The organism is Vibrio lentus (assembly GCF_030409755.1).
Classification (GTDB): domain Bacteria; phylum Pseudomonadota; class Gammaproteobacteria; order Enterobacterales; family Vibrionaceae; genus Vibrio; species Vibrio lentus.
Genome location: NZ_JAUFQE010000001.1, coordinates 1,508,343 through 1,532,107 on the forward strand (window position 1 = coordinate 1,508,343; position 23,765 = coordinate 1,532,107).

Annotated in this window: 16 protein-coding genes; 5 read left to right on the plus strand and 11 right to left on the minus strand. The window is 44.9% G+C overall.

Going from position 1 to position 23,765, the window contains the following annotated elements; translation table 11 throughout:
• The 4 genes from QWZ07_RS06345 to QWZ07_RS06360 all read right to left on the minus strand — a co-directional run bounded on the left by QWZ07_RS06345 (position 1) and on the right by QWZ07_RS06360 (position 7,400).
• Complete coding sequence (locus QWZ07_RS06345; protein WP_192852434.1) at positions 1-1,398, minus strand: type II and III secretion system protein family protein; 1,398 nt, start codon at positions 1,396-1,398, stop codon at positions 1-3.
• Complete coding sequence (cpaB, locus tag QWZ07_RS06350; RefSeq protein WP_192852435.1) at positions 1,391-2,272, minus strand: Flp pilus assembly protein CpaB; 882 nt, start codon at positions 2,270-2,272, stop codon at positions 1,391-1,393. Before cpaB ends, QWZ07_RS06345 begins: the two co-directional genes overlap by 8 nt.
• Positions 2,273-2,302: 30 nt before the next feature.
• A complete protein-coding gene (locus tag QWZ07_RS06355) occupies positions 2,303-2,485 on the minus strand; it encodes a Flp family type IVb pilin (RefSeq protein ID WP_102560008.1) in 183 nt (60 codons plus the stop codon).
• A 64-nt stretch (positions 2,486-2,549) separates the two neighbouring features.
• Positions 2,550-7,400, minus strand: a complete 4,851-nt coding sequence (locus tag QWZ07_RS06360) for an Lcl C-terminal domain-containing protein (RefSeq protein WP_192852511.1) — start codon at positions 7,398-7,400, stop codon at positions 2,550-2,552.
• 242 nt (positions 7,401-7,642) lie between these two features.
• On the opposite strand from QWZ07_RS06360, the gene QWZ07_RS06365 reads away from it, so the two are divergent.
• Complete coding sequence (locus QWZ07_RS06365) at positions 7,643-9,649, plus strand: hypothetical protein (protein WP_192852436.1); 2,007 nt, start codon at positions 7,643-7,645, stop codon at positions 9,647-9,649.
• A 216-nt stretch (positions 9,650-9,865) separates the two neighbouring features.
• Positions 9,866-11,047, plus strand: coding sequence for an MFS transporter (locus QWZ07_RS06370; protein ID WP_017111414.1), 1,182 nt, complete (start codon positions 9,866-9,868; stop codon positions 11,045-11,047).
• 118 nt (positions 11,048-11,165) lie between these two features.
• Here QWZ07_RS06370 and QWZ07_RS06375 read toward each other — a convergent pair whose 3' ends face one another.
• The 3 genes from QWZ07_RS06375 to QWZ07_RS06385 form a co-directional block, all read right to left on the minus strand.
• Entirely contained in the window at positions 11,166-12,512 is a 1,347-nt protein-coding gene (locus QWZ07_RS06375; protein ID WP_192852437.1) for an MATE family efflux transporter, read from the minus strand.
• 86 nt (positions 12,513-12,598) lie between these two features.
• Positions 12,599-13,444, minus strand: a complete 846-nt coding sequence (locus tag QWZ07_RS06380; protein WP_192852438.1) for a helix-turn-helix domain-containing protein — start codon at positions 13,442-13,444, stop codon at positions 12,599-12,601.
• A 248-nt stretch (positions 13,445-13,692) separates the two neighbouring features.
• Positions 13,693-14,610: a DMT family transporter gene (locus QWZ07_RS06385; protein WP_017111417.1), complete on the minus strand. Its 918-nt coding sequence runs from the start codon at positions 14,608-14,610 to the stop codon at positions 13,693-13,695.
• A gap of 410 nt (positions 14,611-15,020) precedes the next feature.
• Here QWZ07_RS06385 and QWZ07_RS06390 point away from each other — a divergent pair, with 410 nt between their 5' ends.
• Positions 15,021-15,929 (plus strand): LysR family transcriptional regulator, encoded by a 909-nt coding sequence (locus QWZ07_RS06390; RefSeq protein ID WP_192852439.1) that lies wholly within the window; start codon positions 15,021-15,023, stop codon positions 15,927-15,929.
• 184 nt (positions 15,930-16,113) lie between these two features.
• Here the strand turns inward: QWZ07_RS06390 and QWZ07_RS06395 are convergent, their stop codons facing one another.
• Entirely contained in the window at positions 16,114-17,631 is a 1,518-nt protein-coding gene (locus QWZ07_RS06395; RefSeq protein WP_192852440.1) for a DUF1254 domain-containing protein, read from the minus strand.
• A 197-nt stretch (positions 17,632-17,828) separates the two neighbouring features.
• Positions 17,829-18,737 carry a DMT family transporter gene (locus tag QWZ07_RS06400; RefSeq protein WP_192852441.1) on the minus strand — a complete coding sequence of 303 codons (909 nt, stop codon included), beginning with the start codon at positions 18,735-18,737 and terminating at the stop codon, positions 17,829-17,831.
• Between the two features lie 125 nt (positions 18,738-18,862).
• Between QWZ07_RS06400 and QWZ07_RS06405 the strand changes: the two genes are divergently transcribed.
• Positions 18,863-19,345: a MarR family winged helix-turn-helix transcriptional regulator gene (locus QWZ07_RS06405; RefSeq protein WP_017054932.1), complete on the plus strand. Its 483-nt coding sequence runs from the start codon at positions 18,863-18,865 to the stop codon at positions 19,343-19,345.
• Between the two features lie 98 nt (positions 19,346-19,443).
• Here the strand turns inward: QWZ07_RS06405 and QWZ07_RS06410 are convergent, their stop codons facing one another.
• Together QWZ07_RS06410 and aceB are read right to left on the minus strand one after the other, a co-directional pair.
• A complete protein-coding gene (locus QWZ07_RS06410) occupies positions 19,444-19,884 on the minus strand; it encodes a GlcG/HbpS family heme-binding protein (RefSeq protein WP_192852442.1) in 441 nt (146 codons plus the stop codon).
• A gap of 101 nt (positions 19,885-19,985) precedes the next feature.
• Positions 19,986-21,611 (minus strand): malate synthase A, encoded by a 1,626-nt coding sequence (gene aceB / locus QWZ07_RS06415; RefSeq protein WP_192852443.1) that lies wholly within the window; start codon positions 21,609-21,611, stop codon positions 19,986-19,988.
• Between the two features lie 313 nt (positions 21,612-21,924).
• Between aceB and gcl the strand changes: the two genes are divergently transcribed.
• Positions 21,925-23,697, plus strand: a complete 1,773-nt coding sequence (gene gcl, locus QWZ07_RS06420; protein WP_192852444.1) for a glyoxylate carboligase — start codon at positions 21,925-21,927, stop codon at positions 23,695-23,697.
• Positions 23,698-23,765 lie beyond the last annotated feature (68 nt).

Below are 23,765 nucleotides of genomic sequence, written 5' to 3' on the forward strand. Positions count from 1 at the left end.
TCAGTAGTAGAACCCGTTGTCACCCAGTAAGCGAGGCTTCTGGTTGTCGGTGTAACTCGCTTTATTGTTTGATGTTTTTTGTTGAATCCGTGGCCATGCCAGTAAACGTTCAACATCGCTCAACGGGATTAAGCCATCGGTTGGGAGTGGCATTGAGTCCGAACGAGTAGGTTGAACTAGGTAAGCCGTTACAATGATGATCAGCTCTGTTTCTCTACGAGTGAATTCAGTCGAGCGGAATAGGCTACCGAGAACCGGTATTTCACCGATAAGCGGTACTTTTTGTAGCTGTTCAATGTCTTCCGATTTCAATAACCCGCCTAAAGCGAAGCTCTGCCCACTCGCCAATTCAATGGTGGTGGAGGCGCTACGAGTGGTAAAAGAAGGGAAGTTAGTTCCGTGTATCACTTGTTGGCTCTCGATTGAGACGTTACTGACCTCGGGGTTCACTTTTAAGCTGATACGGTTTTGGCTGAGCACGGTTGGGGTGAAGTTCAGTTTCACACCGAAATCCTTGTATTCAATCTGAGTGGTGTCAGCTGTAATCAGTGGTAGCGGCACTTGTCCACCCACCAAAAACTCAGCATCTTCACCTGACATTGCGGTCAAGTTAGGTTCAGCAAGCACAGACATCATGCCGTTGGTTGCTAGCGCATCAATCAGAGCAGTAATGCTCGGCTTGCCCCAACTACTGACATTAGGCAGCTTTGAAAACGAAAATTGCCCCACACCGCCAGCGATTGAGCCCCATTTTATTCCCAACTTATTGGATACATTTCTTGAGACTTCAGCGATTTTTACACGAATGTTGACTTGATTTGGCATGGTGACAACCAATTGATTGATCAGCTCATCATCATTAGGTTGAGTCTGCTGATTTTGATTGGTTGAATTACCGCTGTTGTTACTGTTTCCCTGTGAATTCGAGCTCTCTTGTTGTTCGGTAGAACCGACAATCGGGGATAAGTAGCCTTTCGCGAGCGACACGATATTGTGTGCCATCATCGGAGAGGGAACGCGTCCTTTAAGCCAGAGTTTTCCGCCCAGAGATTCCGCGTTGACTGACGCTTCTGGGAACTTGTTTTTAACCAGTTCATTGAACTCGCGGCTGTTGTGTGTCACGCGAATTTTGTTGGTATAAATCACGCGTTCTTGTTCATTCAAAACGGTGATCGTAGCGCTGCCCGCTCGCTTACCGAATATCATCACCTTGGTATTGGTCAAGGTTTGGTAATCAGCGATATGGGTGCTCGAGATGAAAATGGATTTCGCTTTTTCGGGTAAGTGAATCATTCTTGCCTCATTGATCGTGACATCAAATGTTGATGCTGCAGATGCAAAAGAGACACATAGGCTTGAGAGCAGGAGAACACCCCACCAACGACAGATATTAGCCATTGTTATCAGCTCCAGTATTAGTTTTAACCGTTTTATTGTCGGCTCTAAATTCCACTAATCCCACGTCAGGTAATACCTGAGTTGTGTCCGGAGAAATGACTTTCAGCGTCACGGCATTTGCGTGTTGAGGTTGATTTTGAGCCTCGTTTTGCCCACGCAATACAAGCGTTAACTTTCCTAATTGTTTCGCAAGTACCACTTGGTTTGCTTGTTCGGGAGTTACCTCTAAAGAGACACTGCTGTCGTCAGGGACACCATCTTCGAAACCATTAGATTCTCGAGCCTTTTGATAAGACTCTGCCGTTTGCTTGTTATTAAATGCCAAGACTCTTGTGTCATGAACTATCGTTGTAACGTACAATCCTTGAGATGAATTGCCATAACGAAGTAGCTCTCCATCTTGTGAACCGAGTAGGAGAATATCCACTCTGTCGCCCGGCTCAATGAAGCCTGAATTAGACGTGACTTGATCGACAGGGACTGAAATCGCGCGATAGCCCGGTTGCAACTTCAATGAGAGCGAGTAGCCACCTTCGGGTTCGGTAATGTCGGCTTTCGACAATATTGAGTCTTTGACGAGTTTGGTACGTGCAAGCCCTGACATCGTGTGGTCGGCAGAAATATCTTCCGGTGTCACGTGGTCGATGTAGTTCTCTAACTCTTGCTGTGGAACTTCTTTCCATCGAAACGAGTTTGGCGTGTAGGTTTGGCCTATCTCGATAGTGCGAGTTGGAACCAGCACTTTGATAGTTTGCTTAACGGCTTGTTTAGAAGAGGTGGTCGCAGACTCGCTATTGGTTTGGCTCAACAGTAAAACGGATATTCCGAGCACCGAGCAAAATAACGACAGCAACATGAGTCGCTTGGCAGTCATAACTATTCCTTTAATTTGCAATAAACGGGCTTACTCTGAGGCTTGTTGTGCGTCTTTTAGTTTTTCGACTACAGTACCGTAGGCGTCACTGATAGCTGTTGTTAGCTCACCGTTCTCACCGCCAACAAAACTGAGTAAAACCACTGACATTGCTGCTGCGAGGATTGCGTATTCGATAGCGGCCGCGCCGCGCTGCTTTTTCTTGTTCAACATGTTGTTATTTCCTAGATGAAAGCAGCCTCAGCCGAGGCTGCTGTGATAATTAATAAAGGTGTCGTTAGTCTGCAACTAATCGATATAGATAAGCTGGTGAATGGGTCTCTATCAAGACTTGCGTTTCCACCATCGTATTCATGTTCAAACCGACGAAACGGTTATATTGTGAGTCGGTAGCATCGCTGGTGATGTAGTAGTTATAGCTACCACCAGTTGCTTCGTTGAACTCAAACACTTCGTTATTAAGTGGCAATAAGCTATACAGTTCAGTTTTTGTCGGGTAACGCCAATTGGCTTTTCCGCAAATACTCTTGGTTTTTTGTGCTGTGATAAGAGGGGCAATATCTACGTATTTCTTGAAACGGCTACTGTCACCTCGAGAGAAGAGTTGCCAAACCAAGTTGCTGTCTGTGTTTTGAGCACACACTGCATTTTGTCGATTGGTTACTACCGTCCCTTGCGCATTTAGATACTGATAATTAGCAGACTTTTCTCTGAATAATCGAGCTAAGACGACTTTGTCTTCAGAACCATCGGTATGAGCTTTAGCTAGAGTTTGTCTACTTTCCTTAGTGTCGTAACTTGTGATGTATTGTTGATCACCGCTTGCTGCACTAGACCAGTAATAAAACGTGGTTCCACCATCGAAATAAGATTTGTCGTATTCTGGCTTTAGTCCCAAGTAATTTGGAAATACGTCTGTATCCAAGGTCATTTTCGAACTTGAACCTTCGACAGCTTTGGTGTTAATCGACAATAACTGCGCTAAGTGCGGCACTTCCCAGTCACTAAAACCACACAGTTTGTTGTTATTCGAGTTAGCGAGTAACTCATTGCTGCCTAGAATACTCGCGTATCCGGTCGCTGAACCATCATAGGCAAGATCATCTGCGCTATTTGGTAGGCCGTCTTTAAGCAGTGCCCATATTCGACGTTTTCCTGAAATTTTCGTGTCTTCAACACAACGCCAACCTTGTTGATAGCTAGTATCACTTGGTAGGTAGTTTCCTAGTTCATCCAACTTGGCAAAGCGGTTACTTACCATTGCGTTGGCTTGAGAAACACTAAACCCATTGTCTGCTGCTTGTTTTAGTCCATCTTTTGCTAACACCTTAGATTGAGCGAGATCGTGGAGTGTGGCTGTTGTGCTCATCTCTTTGACAAGTGTTTGATATAGAGCGATGAGCGAATCAAACTCAGAGCCAATTCCGTTGGTCGCTGTATTCAGTTGAGTAATAAAGTCAGCGACTTGCTCATATTGGCTCTCTAATACTGAAATTGCATTGTAGAGGTCCAAACTTGCTTGATGCAGCTCTGAAGCCAATGAAGCTGATCCTATTGCGCTTGCGGCATCGGTTAGCATCACCGATTTTTTTTGGATGAACGCCATTTTTTGAGCAAACTTAGCGCCTTCTACCAGTGCATTTAACCCGTTCGAGTTTTGCTGTAGTTTGGCTGCTTTTTCTTTGTAAGATTTTACTTTGGTAATGAACTCAAGGCTCTCCGTATCAGTGCGGCTTTGAGCAACCGATACCTGTAACTCGTAAATGGTGAGTTTCGTGCTCACTGCACTCAGTTCGTTAAACCATGGTTTAGTAAAGGCCGCCAGTTCAACAGCTTTAGCTTGTGCTTGGGTTTCTAAAGTCGCGTAGCTTTGCGCTTTTTTCTGATTGTTTGCTAACCATGTTGTTAGGTAAGCCTCAGCCGCCTTTACTATTGAACTTTGTGTATTGAGTAGGGTTTCAACAGCAGTTGTTGAAGCATCAATGTGACTAACTAGCTGCGCTCCAGGCGGTAATTGCCACTTAGGGTATGCGAATTTGCTGCCCTCTAGCACAACAGGCTCTTGACCTTTATTTATGGTAACAACGACGCCATTTTTATCTGCTAACGTATTTCTAGATTGGTTCGATATTAAGTAGCCTCTTAAGTTTGATGGCAGTGTTGCTGGGTCTCGCTGTGATAGCGTGATGGCTTCACTGCTCTCTGGAAGATCCCAACCCGCGATACCACAGTCGTCTACTTGTGCGATCTTATCGAATACAGTATCGATATCTGATTCGAATCGTTCCGCCCAAAACGTCGGTTCCCCTTGTCCTTTGTCATCGTATTCAGCAATACACTTTAGGGAGTAGGTGTTCCATGAGCCACCGTAATTAAAATCAGCGACCAGCGAACGGGTTTTCATCGGTACGAATTTTAATGCAGTGAAGCGACTACTAGCACCTGTAGCCCAAAGGGTGTCGCTGATTGAGTTTGAGACACCTTGTTTCGCATTTCTTTTTAATCGAACACCGACATTGGTTTTGTCGTACCCTTCTGGGCCAATAAATTGAGGTTTTGATACAACAGGATGCCAAGTGAGGCCTTTGTCATTGGTGAACTCATAGTATTCGGCTTGGTCAAAACGAACCGATTGACCCTCAACGTTGGCGGTTAAGTAATCCCATTGAAATCCGTTGGTATTGATTGGGTTACTAGCAGTGAATGTATTCACAATTTCAGGCGAGGTTGGCGCGGGTATTTCAAACACCTTAGTAAAGGCTTCTGTTGTTAATGCTGATGTGCCATGAGGCATACCATTAGTTGGGTTCTGCCTTACTCGTAATTGCACTTCAGCGATGTTCTTGTCTACATTGCCAATGACTACAGGCTTAGCGGTTACTTTTGTCCAAGTTGAGCCGGAGTCGAGTGTGACTTCAAAGTGCTCGGGCTGAGTGAATTCACCGAAGTATGTCCAATCGAGCGTGTTGTCTGCGTCGTTAACCACCAGACCCGTCGGGGCGCTTGGTGCTGACGGACGAACAGTAAACGCCACATCATTCGTCAACTCTAAACCACTAGGACGACCCGTAATCGGATCTCGTTTAACGCGTACTTGGATTGAATCGATAGCGTAAACTTGGTCGTTTAGCTGATATGGTTTTGTAGCAACCACTGTCCAACCGGCGTTAAGTGCATTGATCTCGTAATCTGTTACCTCTGAAAACCCGGTAACGAATGACCAATCAAATGTGTCTACCCCATCGTGAGAGACTGGTGATGTCGGCGCGGTAGGCATATTAGGAGTAACAGAGTAGCCCTTGTCTGAACACAGCGCTTCGCCAGGATCATGTAGAGGATCCGATTCTGCTTTTACTCGCACACAGACTTGCCCCTTGGAAAATATCTCATCAGGGATAGCTTGTGGGTTGCTAGTTACAGGGGTAAAAGTAATGCCTCTATCGAGAGAGTATTCGTAGGAGTCACTCCCCGTGAATCCTTCAACGTTCGTCCATGCGAATGTGTTTTCTGCATCGTCAACAATCGGTGAGGTTGGTGCTTTAGGTTGATTTTCTGAGCGAGTGAATGCAGAGCTGATAACCAAAGGAACTCCCGCAGGGCGGGCATCCAGTGCATTTGACTTAACGCGAACCGAAATCGTGTTTACAGGAAGTGAAACATTGCCAACAAGATACGGCAGTGCAGTTACGTCCTGCCAACCATTACCTAGATTAATCTCGTAGAAAGATGGATCGTTGTATCCAGCTACCCAGAGCCAATAGATCTGATTGGTGTTGTCTTTAGCAAATTCCAATACCGGCTTTGCTGGTTGGTTTGGGGTTACCGTCATCGATTGTTCTGATGCTGAACTTAATCCCGTTGGGTGACCTAGCAAGTCATCTTTGGCTACACGAACTTTTAAGTGCCCAACTGGAATATCTAGGTCTTGAATGTTTTGAGGCTTTTCAGTCGCTTTTATCCAATTTGAGCCGTTATCTAATGAATATTCATATAAACCTAGTTCATTAAACGAGTCGACAAATGCCCAATCAAATTGGTTGATCGCGTTATTCACCGTAATCCAAGCTGGAGCAGCAGGCACTGTCGTTAGCGTAAACGCCTTGTCTGAAAGCATTGGTTTTCCGGCTGGAGTATTACGAACGTTAGACGCGGCAACTCGAACTTGAACGGCTCCTTTGTCGAACGCCAGTTTCCCTACAGCAATCGGCTTACGAATTACTGTTGTCCAAGTATTCCCTGAATCTAGCGAATATTCGTAATCTGTGTTGTGGTTGAAGCCACGTACAAACTGCCAGTCGAAGGTGTCTGAGGCATCATTGACCTGACCATGTTTAGGAGCCGGCGGTCTAGTGATGATTTCATTGCCATCGATGTCTTCATGGGAAACTTTGAGTTGATCTCGGTACTCCTTACCAAGTTGCTTCAATGCGCTATCGGTTCCTGATGCGCCATGAGACAGCAAATCGGTCTTGGCTTTAAATTCTGCTAAATCAAGCTCTGCCAGCTTGTACATAGAGCCTTTTCGAGCATTGATTTGGTCGACACCTGCATCAACAGAGGCCATTTGTGCTTCCTGAAGTACGCGAGTAACACCGCGTGCAAACATGTGTACTTCACGGCTTATCGCTGAGTTTGATGCGGAATAATCACCAACAGCCAGTTGTTTATCTATGCCTAAGTCGCTGGCCACAAGCTGAGTTGCTTCATCAAAACTGATTCCACTGGTTTTCGCTACACTCGCAATAAGAGATGTCATGGGGCTGATCACGTTCGAATTGTTACTCGGCACTTCTAACGTAAATCCGGATTCAATAGGCTGATTTGGTGAATCCATATCGATGGTTATACCGGCAACCGCTTCAACCAATATTGGGTATTGGGCGACATCATTGTCGACGTCTAACTGAAATCGTCCTTCGGCGTCCGTAGTGGCAATTTCCCCATCAGCAGAGTCACACATGGCATTGCTATTTTTGTCTAAACAAACCTTCGCATTGTGTAAATAACCATCCAAAGCTATGCCCGAAATATTCTGAGAATTTGGTTGAGTCTGTGACTGCTTGAGCTTCGGATCTGACTCTGCTCCACCACAAGCCATGAGCATTGTGGAAACGAGTGAAACACTCATTAGTTTGTATGGATTTCTTACCACCTGAACTCCAAATAATTTATAAATTACCCATAGGAAAGGCGGAGGATATTAATTTAAATGATAGTAATTATCAATATCATTTGATCTTTTATTTCGTTGAGTGATTTAATAGCCAAATTAAATGCTATCAATCCAATAATAAACTAGGTGAATCGGTCGAAAAAATGCACAATAAATTCTTAATATGCAAATTGTCACTAGCAATCTCTAGTGCCTTGATGGTCTCAGGATGTGGAGGCAGTTCTGATAGCGAAAACCCAGTTGGGTCTACGGCTTCAGGCTATGCGTTTTTAGATTCATTAGTCTGCGCTGATGCAGATCTGAATGGCGTATGCAGTGATCAAGAGAAACAGATTGCTGATGTTTCTGGGTACGCACAGCAAAGGCAATATGATGGTGCAATTTTGACTGCTTCTCCTGGTATGAAAGTGGTGACGCCTTTCACTACTTTGATTCATAGCGAGATGATGTTTAACCCAACGGTAAGTAACGATGTAGAACAAGCAAAAGCATCACTTCAAAGTAAGTTAGGCGATCATGTTGGCATCAATTTTAGTGTTCTGGACTCAACTCATGGAACTAAAGATCTATCAAATCTGTTGTTAAAATCGCTGAAAAAGGCGCAAAGTGACGGTAAGCAGTCTTCTTATACGAATATTGCTCATGCTCTTGATTTGATGATAGAACATAAGACTTTAGACTTATCTAATATTGACGTTGCTGGTACGGTTTCGCGGCATCTACAAATTGAAGATTCTTTGGTTGTTCGCGGTTCACAATCGGTACCGCAATTGTCTAATGCGAAGTCGATAGCTCTGAATCCAGCGAGCAGTCAGATTGTGTTTTTAACGGCCAATGATGTGGTTATGCAAATTGATAGCTCTTCACGCAATAAGCCAGTGACAATCGATAGTGACCCAGCATCTCAAGCGGTTTCTGGTCTGGTTAGCATCCGTTCACACGACGACGATGACGGTCACGACGACCATGATGACGATGATGATGACGACGATGATTACGATCACGGAGGTGGTACTGGAGGCGGAGAAATACCGGTCGACTCGAGTGAAATCATTCAGTTAGTTCCTGCGTTAAATGGTGTTCAGGCATACAAGGTTTATAAACCGACCGCTTACGTCACACCTACATCGAGTGATATTTGTAATAGCCAAGGCGCTAATGGTGTTTTCCTTACAAGCCTCAATGGTTCGAATAACAACAATGTTGGCGTGAAGGCTTTTGCGATTGATACATACAGCAGTCGCAGTGGAGGTACGCTTCCACCCATTCCAAAACCTAATCCAGCCGAGCCGCCTAAATCGAGTGAATCGTGCATCAATGATAACTTCGCGGCAGTGGTTCCTCTGTTACAAAGTGGCTCGTTACTGGCGATTAAAAATACCGGAAGCTCGATATACTCACAGCAAGAACTCAAATTGCTAAGTGCTAATAAGCTTGATATGAAAAGATGGAGTCACGCATTGAAAGCTTCCTCACCGCAAGTCATGTCATCTTACGACGAAAGTGAAGCATTAATTGTTTATAAGAATTACTTTTCAAACAGTAATTTAGCAGCAGAAGTTATCAACACCTCTAACCTATCCACTAAGATGACGATTGATAAGTTAAACCTTAAAACAGCCAATATTGTCGTGAATCAACAGATATTGTTGGGGCTGGATAGTAATAAGGTTGAGTGGGTGTCTAACTCGATACAACAAACCGTACTTGGGGAGCTGACCGTTGATTCTGCTATTAGCAAGATAGCGACATCGCGAGACGGAATAACCAGTGCGATTACCACAGCAAGTTCTCTTTATATCGTTGATAACATGACGAGAACCTTACTTGTAACAGAGTCTCTGAGTAACAATGCCATCAAGTCTTTGTATGTGTTAGAAGATAAGGTGATTGCGTTAACTTCTTCGGACGCGGACTATTATCAGTTCCGAAATATCAGCGGCCCGGCTCTCAAGGTTGGTAGCCAGTTGGTGACCAAAGAGCTCCTCAAAAAGTGGGAAGACAGCGGCAATTCAAATTGGAATTCAACCAACTTGGGTTACATTCTTTCTCAAACGGGTACAGCAAGTGAAATCTCCGATAAATTCAAAAACGTAAACCTCTCGTTTTCTCCGACCAACGCGACAACGTCAAGTGGCATCTCTGGGGTACATGTTAGCGGCTTAGAACGAGGTGAATGGCTAACTTTCTATAAAGGTCTTTAACGGTTTATTGCGTCAAAGAAGGGAGGAATACTCCCTTCTTATTCCTCTTTTCTTATTTCACCTCTCTTTTTCATAACGACCTATTTCTCTTGATTATTTCTTTTTGCACCATGCATTTATACCCTGTATAAACGCTAGAAAAACAAAAGTTAATCGTTTGTTAATTGCCATAAAACCGGAGTATGATACTGGATTACTATTTAGGATTTGGCTGTCATGAGTGCATCAACAGCGAGCTGGAAAACGCCGCAAAACTTCTTATTACTGATTTCGATTGTTGTCCCTATCGCGTTTTCGAGCTGGATGGCTCTGCTTAACAACTTCGTGATTGAGAAAGCGAACTTTGATGGTGCCGATATTGGCTTGTTGCAAAGTGTTCGTGAGATCCCAGGCTTCTTAGCGTTTACCGTGGTGTTTGTGTTGGCATTCATTCGTGAGCAACGCTTTATGTTGATATCGCTGGCGATGTTAACCGTAGGCACGGCGATTACCGGCTTATTTCCTACACTCACAGGCTTATTGCTGACTACGATTTTGATGTCGACGGGTTTTCACTATTTTGAAACGCTGAAGCAGTCTTTGTCACTGCAATGGCTGAGTAAAGAAGAAGCGCCAGAGATGTTAGGTAAGATGATCTCCGTTGGCGCGTTGGCCTCGTTAATCACTTATGGATCAATTTGGGTGATGCTAGAACAGCTCAAGCTTGATTTTGCATGGGTTTATGGCATCACTGGGGGCATCGGTTTCATTTTAGTATTGGTGATGACCTTTGGTTTCCCTGAGTTTCAAACCAAGACTCAGCAAAATAAAAAACTGGTGTTGAGGAAGCGTTACTGGCTCTATTACGCGCTAACGTTTATGAGTGGCGCAAGAAGACAAATTTTCACGGTGTTCGCAGGCTTCTTGATGGTAGAGAAGTTCGGTTACTCGGCTGCAGACATCACGCTATTGTTCTTAATTAACTACTTGTTTAACTTCTTGTTCGCCAAACGCATTGGTAAGTTTATTGGTGTGGTGGGTGAGCGGAAGGCGCTGATTTTCGAGTATGTCGGTTTGATAGGTGTGTTCGTTGGGTATGCTTTAGTACAAACAGCGGAGTGGGCTGCCGCGCTGTATGTTGTCGATCATCTGTTCTTTGCGTTGGCATTGGCGATCAAAACCTACTTCCAGAAAATTGCAGACCCTGCTGACATGGCCTCAACCGCGGGTGTCTCTTTCACCATCAACCATATCGCAGCGGTTGTTATTCCAGTCGCGTTTGGTGTGATTTGGTTATCGTCTCCCGCAACAGTTTTTTACATTGGTGCAGCAATGGCAGTGGTTTCTCTGGCGCTGTCTTTAAACATTCCTAAGAAGCCTGAAGAGGGTAACGAAGTCCGGATGTTTAGCTGGCGCTAAAGTTCATTTCGATCTGATGAGAGAAACAAAAAGCTCTAATAGCGATATTGGAGCTTTTTTGTATACGCTGTTTGATGATCAAGAAGCGTTATGCTCTAAACGGATTACGTCCTATGTCCTATGCCACCTGCTTTTCTAATGAGCCTGAAAAGCGCTTCTTGTAGCTGCGTAACATGCTCAGGCTGAATATGGCTGTTACGGTTTCCGCGAACAGGATACTCGCCCAAATTCCTTGTTCTGGGAATAGCTTTGGCAAAATCATGATGCCCAAGGCGACGAACACAAAGCCGCGCCCAAGGGATATCAGTGTTGCTTGTTTAGGTTTGGCCGTTGCCTGAAACAGATTGGCGATCACTAAGTTGATGCCCATCAGAGGCACAGCAAAGAAGAAGAACGTCAATGCGGTTGATGACAGTGCAATCAAATCACTTGATTCACCCAAATAGAGGGCTGCGATTTGAGGAGCAAACAGGAACACAATAACCATAAACACCAAGCCGCTACCAATTGCACTTTTTAAACCTAAGCGAAAAATCGCTTCGATACGACTTGGCTGATTGGCACCATGATTAAAGCTGATGATTGGCTGGCAGGCTTGAGCGATTCCGACCATCACAAATAGGGCAAATACCCCGATGTTTGCTGTTAAGCCATAGGCGATAATATGATTCTCACCAAACTGATGCAGCAACACGTAGTTGAACAATAAGATTGTCATCGCTGCGGTTACTTCAATGAAGAATGTCGGCGTACCTATTTTTAGAATGCTTGGCAGTTTGCTCAAACCAATCCCTTTTAAGCTCAGCTCCAAAGTGCCTTGCTTACGTACAAAGTGGCTTAATAGAATACAAGCGATAACACCTTGAGCAATTGCCGTACCGTAGGCTGCCCCTTTCATGCCCCAACCAAACTCTAAGACGAAGAAGTAATCCAAAACTAGGTTAACGACAGCACCTATCGACATCGCGTAAGTCGCCAGTTTTGGGTTGGTATCGTTACGAACAAAGCACGACATGACCCAAGCTAACGAGTACAACACAAAGAATGGCAGCATCACGGACAGGTAGTCGTGAGTCAGTTCTGCCATGTAACCAGAAGCGCCCATTAACGCAATCATGTCGTTTAGAAAATACAGAGCGATGCTGACTGAAATGGAGCTAAGCACAGCGGTACTGAGCATTGATTGGCTAAAAAGGGTTTGACCCGACGTTGTATTTCCTTTGCCGACTTCGATAGACATAAGAGCCGCGCCACCAATACCCACCATCATGGCAATGGCGGTGAATATTGAAAAAGCAGGGATGGTCAAAGCGATAGCACCAAGCCCATCTGGGCCAACACCGCGCCCGACGAACCAAGCATCTCCCATGATAAAAAGAGACTTGATCACCATGCCCGTTAGTGCGGGCCAAAGGTATTGATAAAAGGATTTTGAGATCGGATCGGTTTTGAGGTTGATGCCCATTCCAGAAAGCTCCCAACAAATTGGATGAAATAAAGAGGGAGAATTATCCGAACTTAATTGGATTCTAAAAAGGGATTATCTGCGTGTTATGTTGCACTATCTGCACATCGAGCTCGAAACTCTGCAGGAGACTCTTTCATCTGCCCACGATAAAAACGACTGAAATAGGCAGGGTCTTCGAAGCCAAGTTCAAAGGCGATGGTTTTAATTGTCTTGGTCGAAAAGATCAGTTCTCGGTTCGCTTCTAAGATGGTTCGATCATGGATTAACTGAGTGACCGTTTTACCTCGTTCCGCTTTGACTATTTCGTTGATGCGCTTGTTAGTTATCGACAGTGCTTGCGCATAAAACTCGCAATGTTTGTGCGTTGTGTAATGTTGTTCAATCAAGTCAACAACCTTGTTTACTCGGCTGTCGCGCACTTCGCCTTTCAATGAGGACTGGGTTGCGAAGCGTAGTATGTAGCGCAAAAAACTATTAACGAGAGATTCTACTAAATCCCAGTCGTTGTCCTCTCGCTCACACTCTTCTTTGATCATGGTGAAAATAGGCAGCAGGTAGCGGTTGCTTTCTTCGTTGCAGTCCAAATAGGGAGGACGACTTTGATGCATGGCAAAAACGGTATCGACCAGCTGTGTGTTGCGATGATTGGTTTTGACAAAGCCAGGAGTAAATACCAGTAAACGAGCATTTTCACCCACCAGTTCAGAGCGGTGAACCTGGCCAGGAGCAATGGTAAAAATACGTCCGACTTTGTTGTCGTAGTCGACGAAATCAATACTTTGGCTACCCAGATTATCCACGCACCACACCAACTCCCAATACTCATGTCTGTGTGGTTCTAAGAACGCGTCGTCATTATTTTTAGACAGCTCAGTCGCACGACAAGGCTGACCTTTGATTAGGCGAACGTGTTTAATGGGAGTTCTCATGGTATTCCTATGCTGAAGACCTGCGCTTTGCAGGGTAAGGCAATGGCCGACTGTTCTAGCTGGTTCTAATGTAGTCGATAGCGACTGTTAAGTCATTCACTTGGTGAGTCGTGATAGTGGTGAAACAAGCTGGGGTGAGTGGAAAGGAATGTGTGATAAACATTGCGAGTGCAATCCGTTCTCTAAGCAAAACCCTAGAAGCTCATTGCGAGTTTCTAGGGTGAATTAATATATCAGCTAAATAGCGCTTAGTTGCTGCTTGCCGTTTTTAGCGAAGAGCGCAGTTTGAAGATGCTCTTCGGTGCCTTGGTCAGCAAGATGCCACAAAGTAGAGGGATCATCATAAGCAGAGACTGTTCAGATAGAACCTCACCATTGACGTAGCAAGAGATCAGTAGAGCAACAACTGGGAAGATGAGGAAGCAGATAGACGCTTGGAACGGTGTCGAAACCTGCCCCAATTTAAAGTAAGCCACAATACCGCCAACACTTGCTACAAAGCCTAGGTAAACCACGGCTGATATTGAATCCCAAGTGAAGGATTCAACATTCACGTTTTCACCCATCGCTGAAACGGCGAATAAGAATAGAGCAGCAATCAAACTTGGTACGGCGTTGTAGGTTAGAACTTCAATCCCTTTGCAGTGCTTTTGAACCAACACATACATCACTGCATGAATGGCAACAGCAAGGCCTAAACAAATCGTGCCAATCAGGTAGTCATCGCCACCCATTTGCATTTCGGTGCCAAGGATTAAACATAGACTGACAACTGCGGTGATCAGGCCGAAGATTTGATGCTTCGCCAAGCGCAGGCCTAGGAATAAGCCAGACATCAACATGACAGCAACCGGCATGTTCGCGAAAATGATCGATGCCAAACCAGAAGAGATGTATTGCTCACCGTAGATCATTAAAGTAAACGGAATAGCGAAGTACATCAGCGCGACAATGAGCAGCCATTGACGCTTACCCTTGGGAAATAGCAAAGGTTGTTTAAAGACTTTCGCTAATACCGCAAGCAGAGGTGCTGCGAGTAGAAAGCGTAATGCAGTGGCAAAAATAGGTGGGATAGAATGCAATGCCACTTCCATAGCGAACCAAGTGGTTCCCCAAATTAAGCAAACAGAGACAAAAAGCAAGATAGTTAGCGACTTCGAATTCATGGTGACTACTCTTTAATAATTATTTTAAATCATAGGCTTGTAGCGCCTTAATGACGTGGCACAGTATAAGTAGGTAGTCGGAGAAAAATTTTGCCTTTTTGTCTCTAATTGAAGGTTTTTGTAGAAATTAAATCTCTAATGTAATGTTTATGTGTAAAAATTTTTCATGAAAATGAGTTTTGTTAAAGGCATCATTCTTTGTAAGGTCTAATTTTTGTGTGTGGATGCTGGATTCAGCGATGTAAGATAATGTTCCTTTCAGTTGGCATTAGAGCCCTTCCGAAAATCGTATTTAGAAAATTTGCATGAAAAATGCTACTGGCAGCAAAGTTATAGCACTGAGTATTGAAAGTTTACTTTGTTCAGCGCCATACTGATTGAATACGCAGAGCGTGGCACTAGGAGGATGTTTGAAGAACACCATCGACTTAAACTTATATCGCTTTTTGGGCCTGCTTTATGATCAGCAATCTCAGGCTAAGGTTTGTCATACCTTGGATATTAGCCGTGCGACGTTCAACCGACATTTAGCAGATTGCCGTGATTTATTTGCCAATGAGTTGTTTATTGCAGCAAAGGGAAATTATGCTCCGACTTTGTTTACCACTCAGTTGATGTTGGTGGTGAAAGAGCCACTTGAACAGTTAGAGCAAGCGCAGCAAATCTCTCAGTCGTTTGAGGGGACGGATGCCAATATCGAGTATGTTTTCCATGCTGCCAATCCTCTTAGCACTCTGTTGACGGTACCGTTGCTGAAAGGGCTATCCAACACAGACTACCATCCCAAAATATCCATGATGGACTGGTCGTTAGAAGGGGTTGAGTACCCCAAAGCAGGCACTCTTGCTGTTGGAATATCAGGATACCCGAATGATCTCAATGATAATCTTGTAGAACGGAAAGTGGGGTCGCTTGCCCTGTTTGCTTATGTGGCGGACTCACATCCACTCGCTGACAATAAAAACATAGACCTCACTCAACTAGAGAACTTTGATACGGTTCGTGTATCGATGGGGACTCTAGATGGCAACTCTTACTATGAGCGTTTGCGAAAGCGTACTGGTATCAAGCTAGAGCAAAAGCTTACTGTTGCTTCTGTATTTTCAGCATTAGAGTGTGCTCAAGTGAGCCAATATGTGTTTATTGGATTCAATATGAATGATGCATCGATACTTAGTGGACTTACTAAAATCCCAGTGGTGTTCCAAGGTGAGGAAATCTTCTTTGATGTTGGGATTCAATACCATCGTGCTTGCTATCAACACCCGGTTGTTAAACGTATTGAAGGGCTGTTGTCGACTTGCTTAAAGGCGATTTAATTGAACTGGAAAGGTGAATCGATAGTGTATCTTTTAATAGCTGAGCGTTAAAAACTATCAACTAAGAACTAAGAACTAAGAACTAAGAACCAGATAGGAAACCAATTAAAGAGAATCAAAAAACGCGCCTAATGAAGGCGCGTTTTTTAGTTTACGGGAATCGATGATTTAAGAGCTAAGTAGATTACTCTACGCGTTCCACATCTCCCGGTTTCCATGTTTTGTCATACCACGCTTCTTGTGGTCCATATAATCTTAGAATCGCAAACCAGCCTTTACCCGGTACGGTCTCAATCCAGTTTGCTTCTTTTCCTTTTGGTGGTTTTGGGCCAAAATACAAATCGACTGAACCATCTTTGTTTTCGACAAAGTCATCACGCTGATTATTCTTACTTGGTAATGGTTGGCTCGTTTGCAGCTCTGAGCGAGTTTGCGTGTCGTAAGCCACCACGGACCAGAAGTTTTTCGCAGGAACATTCGCAGGAATATTCACCTTGTAGTTTTGGCTACCATCGAAATATTCACCATCTTTCGCTTGATCAATCAGCGCGTATTGTGAACCTTTGTTGATAAGCTTAAGTGCCATCGCAGGTGTGTTTACTGTTGCAACATAGAAGAAATAAGTTCGAGCATCTAGGTTGCGCCCACCTTCACCTTTGTCGACTAACCATTGGTAATCTTTACCAATAAATGCTGTTTTCCATAGGCGATCATCATAGATGTAGGCTTTTTCATCTCGTGGTTGGAAGTACAGAGATCTAGCCGTTGCGTTACCAATCGCGACACCATCTTTCATCAGCTTCTGCATGCGTTCGTCAGGAGCAAAAGGTTTGTTCTTCTGAATACCAATACTCGATAGTAAGCCGCGCAGTTCTGGGTCGATAAACGAGATTGGCTCTTTATCCAATACCGTTTTTATCTCTTTGTAGAAATGCTCGTCGTTCGCATGAATGGTATTGAACGGTTTGCCACTGCCTGAGATGAACTCCATTTTGGGTTGATCATCTTTCTTTGCTAGTGGGTAGATTTTCAATTTTTCTTTGTAGGCTTTCATCGCCGCATCGGTTTTACCGTCTTTCAAGAAGCCGCGAGCAATAAACCAGTTAGTGTAGCTGGTGGACTGCGAAACAAAGTAGCCTTCCGGCACTTCACCTTCATAGCCAGGAGGCAGAATTAGGTATTTACCGCCTTTGCCTTTATCGGGTCCGACAATGCCTAAGTCGGTGACAAAGCGAAAGAATGCATCATTAACGGTCGTCGGGCCCATGCCTTCAGGAACCTCAATGACTGTTGGTCCATCTTTCTCCAAATCGAGGAAGACAGAGGCATAAACGGTATCGGTATTACCCGTTAAGAATAGTGGGTTTGAATCCATCAGCTTATCGAACACAACGACTTGATTTGATGACTTTGAACCTAATTCAACGTGCCCAAGGCGCAGCGCTTCTACAGATGCCATAGGAATCGCGTTGAGAAACACCTCTGTTGAGCGAAGTGTATCGAGGTTGTCATAAAGCTTTTGTGCCGTTTCCGCCGTTGGTGCACCGTCTTTAAAATTTAATTCACCGATGCTGGTTTGCACGGTATCTGGAGTCATGATGCTTGGAGGAATCTCAGTATTGTAGTTTTCCGTAGCAAGTACTTGGTGTGATATGAAGATACTGCTCGCTAACACAAGTGCTTTCAACTTCGATGTAATCATGGTGTCACCTTTAAGTTTTGTTTCGATGCGCTTACTTTATGTTAGTTGAAAAAACATATCTGATACGTTGCAGGCTCAAAAATGAGCTTTGAATCGAAGGCTTGAGGTGTGGGGTGCTATGTAGGTTGCCAAATTAGTCAGATAAAACAAAACCCGCATTGGGCGGGTTTGTTGGGTTCGGTTATTGCGGTGCGGGCTTATTGCTGCACTTTGCTTTGTGTAACGGGTTTGACCGTTTTGGTTTGTCTTACTGCCAGAATAAGTTGCGGTAGCAGCGACATCACGATCATGCCTGTCATTAGTGAGTATTGAGTGGGAGTAAACGATTCGCCCATCAACACCATGCCTGTCACGATGCCCGCAACAGGGTTGGCAATACCGCCAAAGGTAAAATCAACCACTGACATACGTTGTAGCAACCATACATACATGCCGTAACCAAGTGCTGTGTTTAGCCCAATCACCCACAATAGGCCCATCGCATTACGAGTATCGAAATGAGTGACAGCGTTAACATAAGGCTGCGGGTCGATGAATGCATGAACGCCAGAAGCTACAGACAAAATCGTACCACCTAAAATCAGCTGCCACGTTAATACCTTCCACCAATGCATGCGGTTACCAAGAGACTTGGTCAGACTGCTGCCGATGACGATACACATGATGGCAGCAAACATGGCGCCTAAGCCTATTGGGCTTAAAGCGATCTGACTTGGGTCGAACAGTATCCATGCCAATGTGATTAAGCCAATACCAGACAAGGCTTGAATCAAGTGTGGACGCTGTTTCTTAACCACCCAGTGGAAGATCATCGCAAACACAGGTACAGAGATCATACCCACGCCAGAAATCGCTGAAGGCAGCGTTAGTGCCATTACGAAGATCAAACCAAAGAAGGTCGCGATGTTAATCAGACCTAAGGTGAAAATGATCTGCCACTCGCCTTTTTTTGGCAGGCTAGGTTTTACTGCAAGCAGCAATAAGGCAGCAGGCAAGGCGCGTAAAGCACCAAGTAGCAGAGGAGGCCATTCCTGAAGAGTAAACTGCGTCACTGCATAAGTTGTTCCCCAAAAGAACGCGGGGATCATTGCGAGTAATATGTTCATATGAAATATCTTTACGTTAAGATAACTAATTGTGTGAACTGTATACTTAGATCATGTGGTTGTAAAGTATCTTTATGTTAAACTAGTTTGAAGTAATCAAGACTAATAACGGAGCGAGATTGCAAATGGATGCTATCGACCGCGTAGTAGAGCAATGGGCAAAGGAAAAGCCTGAGCTAGAAACTGAGCCTATGGCAATGATGGGCCGGATTATGCGTATTGCCAAGTATATGGAGACTCAAGTTGCCGAGCTTCATAAAAAATACGACATGAAACTCGGTGAGTTTGATGTGCTGGCTACGTTGCGACGTTCTGGAAAGCCTTACCGACTCACGCCATCAGAATTGATTGGGTCGATGATGCTGACATCTGGCGCGATGACCAATCGCCTTGATAAATTGGAAGCTAAAGGGTTGATCAGTCGTGAGCACAGCAAAGAAGACAGACGCAGCGTGAGTGTTCAGCTAACCAAAGATGGTCTGATTCTGATTGACCAAATGATGACTGAGCATGTTGAAATGCAGAAAAAGCTGGTTAAATCTCTGTCTGCGAGCCAGAAGAAGAACACCAACCAACTGTTAAAAACATGGTTGAGCGCTTACGAGTAGTTTTGCTGATCTTCCTTTCGATTCATAAAAAAACCGAAGCTATCTGGCTTCGGTTTTTTATTCCTGTCTAAGAACTTCAAGTACAGCGAGTTGGCTAGTTATGCTTGCAACATCTCATCACTGAACAGCTCTGCGCAGCCAATACCGTTGATGGCGCAGCTTTCATCAATGTCTGAGATGTCACCGCTTACCCCGATAGCACCCAGTACCGTTTTATCCTTGTCTCGAATCAGTAGTCCCCCTGGAACTGGCACCATGTTTCCGTGTGCCAGCACGTTTACGGCGGAGATGAATGCTGGTCGGTTGTCAGCATCTTGGGCGAGTTTTCTAGAGGAACAACCCAGTGCGAGTGCCCCCCACGCTTTAGCAATCGCGATGTCTGGTCGCATCATGCTAGAGCCATCTTGACGTTGCAGAGAAATCAGTTTGCCACCGCTGTCTAAGACGGCGACCGTCAAAGGTTCTGTGTGGATCTTTTTTCCTGCTTTTAAGGTGCCATCGATGATGGTCAACGCTTGTTGTAGAGTCAAACTTCCCATGTTATCTCCTAGTTTTTCAAGGGGCCGTGTACCAAGCTAAGCCTGCCAATCATTACTCTTGTTGTGAATATCATTGACTGATTCAGCTCGGTACAAGAGTCCTAACTGGACTCTTGTAATAGCCCATAGCTGGGTAAAGTTAGGAAGGCGGCGAACTCTTCGGCTGTAGAAAGTTGATAGAAAAGATCAGCTGTCTCTTCAAATCGACCTGCTGTATAGCGCGAGTCTCCGACTTCATGTTTTATCGTGTCTAGCTCTTGGTAAAGCCAAGAGTGGAATAGTGATTTGGTAAAGGTTTGGCCATCATCGAGTGTTACCCCGTGGTGGATCCACTGCCAAATATTGGCTCTCGAGATCTCAGCAGTCGCGGCATCTTCCATAAGGCCGTAGATAGGCACACAGCCGTAGCCTTGAATCCAAGCTTCGATGTAATACAGCGCGATGCGTATATTCTTACGTACTCCTGCTTCGTCGCGACTGCCCTCACAAGGCTTGAGTAGCGTGTCGGCGTTGATCACATGCTCTGGGCTTTGGAAATCCATTTGGTTTACTTTGCCATCTAAGTGCTTATCAAAGATCGACATTGCCAAATCAACCAGCGCAGGGTGCGCAACCCATGTTCCATCATGTCCGTTCTGAGATTCTCTTTGTTTATCTTCGATAACCTTGGCGGTTACACGCGCCATTTCTTGCGGGTCTTTTGCTGGAATAAAGGCTGACATCCCACCCATTGCTAATGCGCCACGAGCGTGACAAGTACGCACTAACAGTTGGCTATAGGCGTTGAGGAATTCTTGATCCATGCCGATCCCATGACGATCTGGCAGGATGCGGTCTTTATGGTTCTTCAGAGTTTTGATGTAGCTGAAGATGTAATCCCAACGGCCACAGTTCATCGCAACGATGTGATCACGCATGGCGTACAAGATCTCTTCCATTTGGAATACGGCTGGTAGCGTTTCGATCAATACTGTCGCGCGAATGGTGCCTTTTGGTACATGGAAATAGTTTTCGGTGAAGCTGAAAATATCGTCCCACCATTGTGCTTCTTCCATGCTTTCTAGCTTTGGAATGTAGTAGTAAACCCCTAAACCTTGTTGTGCACGTGATTGATAGTTGTGGAAAAAGTACAAGGCGAAGTCCATCAAGCAACCGCCGATAGGCTGATTGTTGAATTGGATGGATTGCTCAGGAAGGTGGATTCCTCGTGGGCGTGCGATCAGCAGTGCAGGATCGTCGTTTAATTGGTAACGCTTCTGCTTCTTCTCATCGAAATAACGAATGGTGCCAAGGTTGGCATCTCTTAGGTTGATTTGCCCTTCGACCATATTGGCCCAAGTAGGAGAAGACGCATCTTCAAAGCAGCACATGAAGACTTTCGCGCCTGAGTTTAGCGCGTTGATCACCATCTTTCTTTCGATAGGCCCGGTGATCTCTACTCGGCGATCGAGTAGCTCTGGTGGCGGTGTCGCCACTTTCCATTCTTTATTTTGGCGAATGGAAATGGTGTCTTTTCTAAAATTGGGTAACTCACCCTCGTCATATTGAGCTTGTTTTACGTCGCGGTCACTTAGCAGGGTATGACGGCGATCTCCAAACTTATTGACGAGAGCTTCTAAGAATTTTAATGCATCTTTAGACAAGATCTCTTTGTACTCGGAGTTGTCCATCTTCCCAAGTACCTGCATACATTGTACTTCTTCTCTCTCTTTTACGTCATTCATCATTGTTGTCTACTTTAAACAATACGATGCCACTTTGTATACAAAATGCTCTTTTTAAGGGTATTTATATTGTAGAAATTGTAAACAAGCAAACGGTATTTAACATTTATTTATCATTTGATCTTTTTGTAATTTATTTTTACGTAAAGATATTTTATGTAAAGCAATGAATTGTAAGCTTTTCAAGGTAAGTGCGTACTTAATGTGATGGGTTGATGTAACAAAATTGTTTCATTCTGGGGTTGATAAATAGCGAGGATGGTTCATAGTACACAAAAGTTAGTTTAATTGTATACAATCTGAACTGGAGGTTCGAATGGCAATTATGAAAGCGATTGAAGCAGCGGTAGAAGTGCTTAAACGTGAAGGTGTAGACATCGCATTTGGTGTTCCCGGCGCAGCAATAAACCCTATGTATGCGGCTATGAAAAAGCTCGGAGGAATCGACCACGTCTTAGCTCGCCACGTAGAGGGTGCATCCCATATGGCCGAAGGGTACACACGTACTAATCAAGACAATATAGGTGTGTGTATTGGTACCTCTGGCCCAGCGGGAACGGACATGATCACGGGCCTTTATTCTGCGTCTGCAGATTCGATCCCAATTCTATGCATCACCGGCCAAGCGCCACGAGCTCGTCTTCACAAAGAAGATTTCCAAGCGGTCGACATTGAATCTATCGCCAAGCCAGTGACCAAGTGGGCAACCACGGTACTGGAACCTGCACAAGTGCCACGCGCATTTCAAAAAGCCTTTCATTTAATGCGTTCGGGTCGCCCGGGACCAATCCTGATTGATCTACCGATTGATGTTCAGCTGGCTGAGATTGAGTTTGATATCGATACCTATGAACCGCTAGAACCTTATAAACCACAAGCAACTCGCGCGCAGGTTGAGAAAGCATTAACCATGATGTCTCAATCGGAAAAACCGCTGATTGTATCGGGTGGTGGCGTGATTAACGCTGGCGCATCTGAATTGCTCCAGCAGTTCGCCGAAATCACCGGTGTTCCTGTGATTCCAACCTTGATGGGCTGGGGTTCTATCCCAGATGACCATGACTTAATGGCAGGTATGGTGGGGCTGCAAACGTCTCACCGTTACGGCAACGAAACCATGCTCAACTCTGACTTCGTGTTTGGTGTCGGTAACCGTTGGGCAAACCGTCATACTGGCTCTGTGGATGTTTACACCGAAGGCCGTAAGTTTGTTCACGTTGACATTGAACCAACTCAAATCGGCCGTGTGTTCTGTCCGGATTTGGGCATAGTCTCTGATGCGAAAGCAGCGCTAGAGCTAATGGTTGAAGTGGCGCAAGAGTGGCGTGATGCTGGCAAGCTGCCAAACCGAAATGCTTGGGCAAGTGAGTGTCAGGAACGCAAATCGACCATGCTGCGTAAAACCAATTTCGATGAAGCGCCAATGAAACCGATGCGTGTTTATGAAGAGATGAACAAGGCATTTGGTCGTGATACTTGCTACGTGAGCACCATTGGTTTGTCGCAAATCGCTGCCGCTCAGTTCCTGCATGTTTATAAGCCGCGTAACTGGATCAACTGTGGTCAAGCTGGCCCACTAGGTTGGACAACACCAGCAGCATTGGGTGTAAGAGCGGCTGATCCAAATCGCGATATCGTTGCTATTTCTGGAGATTACGATTTCCAATTCATGATCGAAGAACTGGCAGTAGGTGCGCAATTCAACCTGCCATACATTCATGTGTTGGTGAACAACTCGTATCTAGGTTTGATCCGTCAAGCACAGCGTCAATTTGATATCGATTATTGTGTACAACTGGCGTTTGATAACCAGAATGCGCCAGAGCTTGAAGGCTATGGGGTTGACCATGTCGCGGTTGTTGAAGGTTTAGGCTGTAAGGCGATTCGAGTTCGTGAACCAGAGCAAATTGCTGCTGCGTTTGGACAAGCCAAAGAGTTGATGAATAAGCATAAAGTACCGGTTGTTGTTGAGCTAATTCTTGAGAGAGTGACCAATATTGCGATGGGCGTAGAGATCAACGCCATCAACGAATTTGAGCCACTTGCCGAAAGCCGCGGCGATGCTCCAACGGCGCTAGCGTACAAGTAATCATTAAGTAATGTGTATCCGTAGAGCTGAGATTTAGCTCTACGGAAAGCCTCCGATAGAGTGAGGCT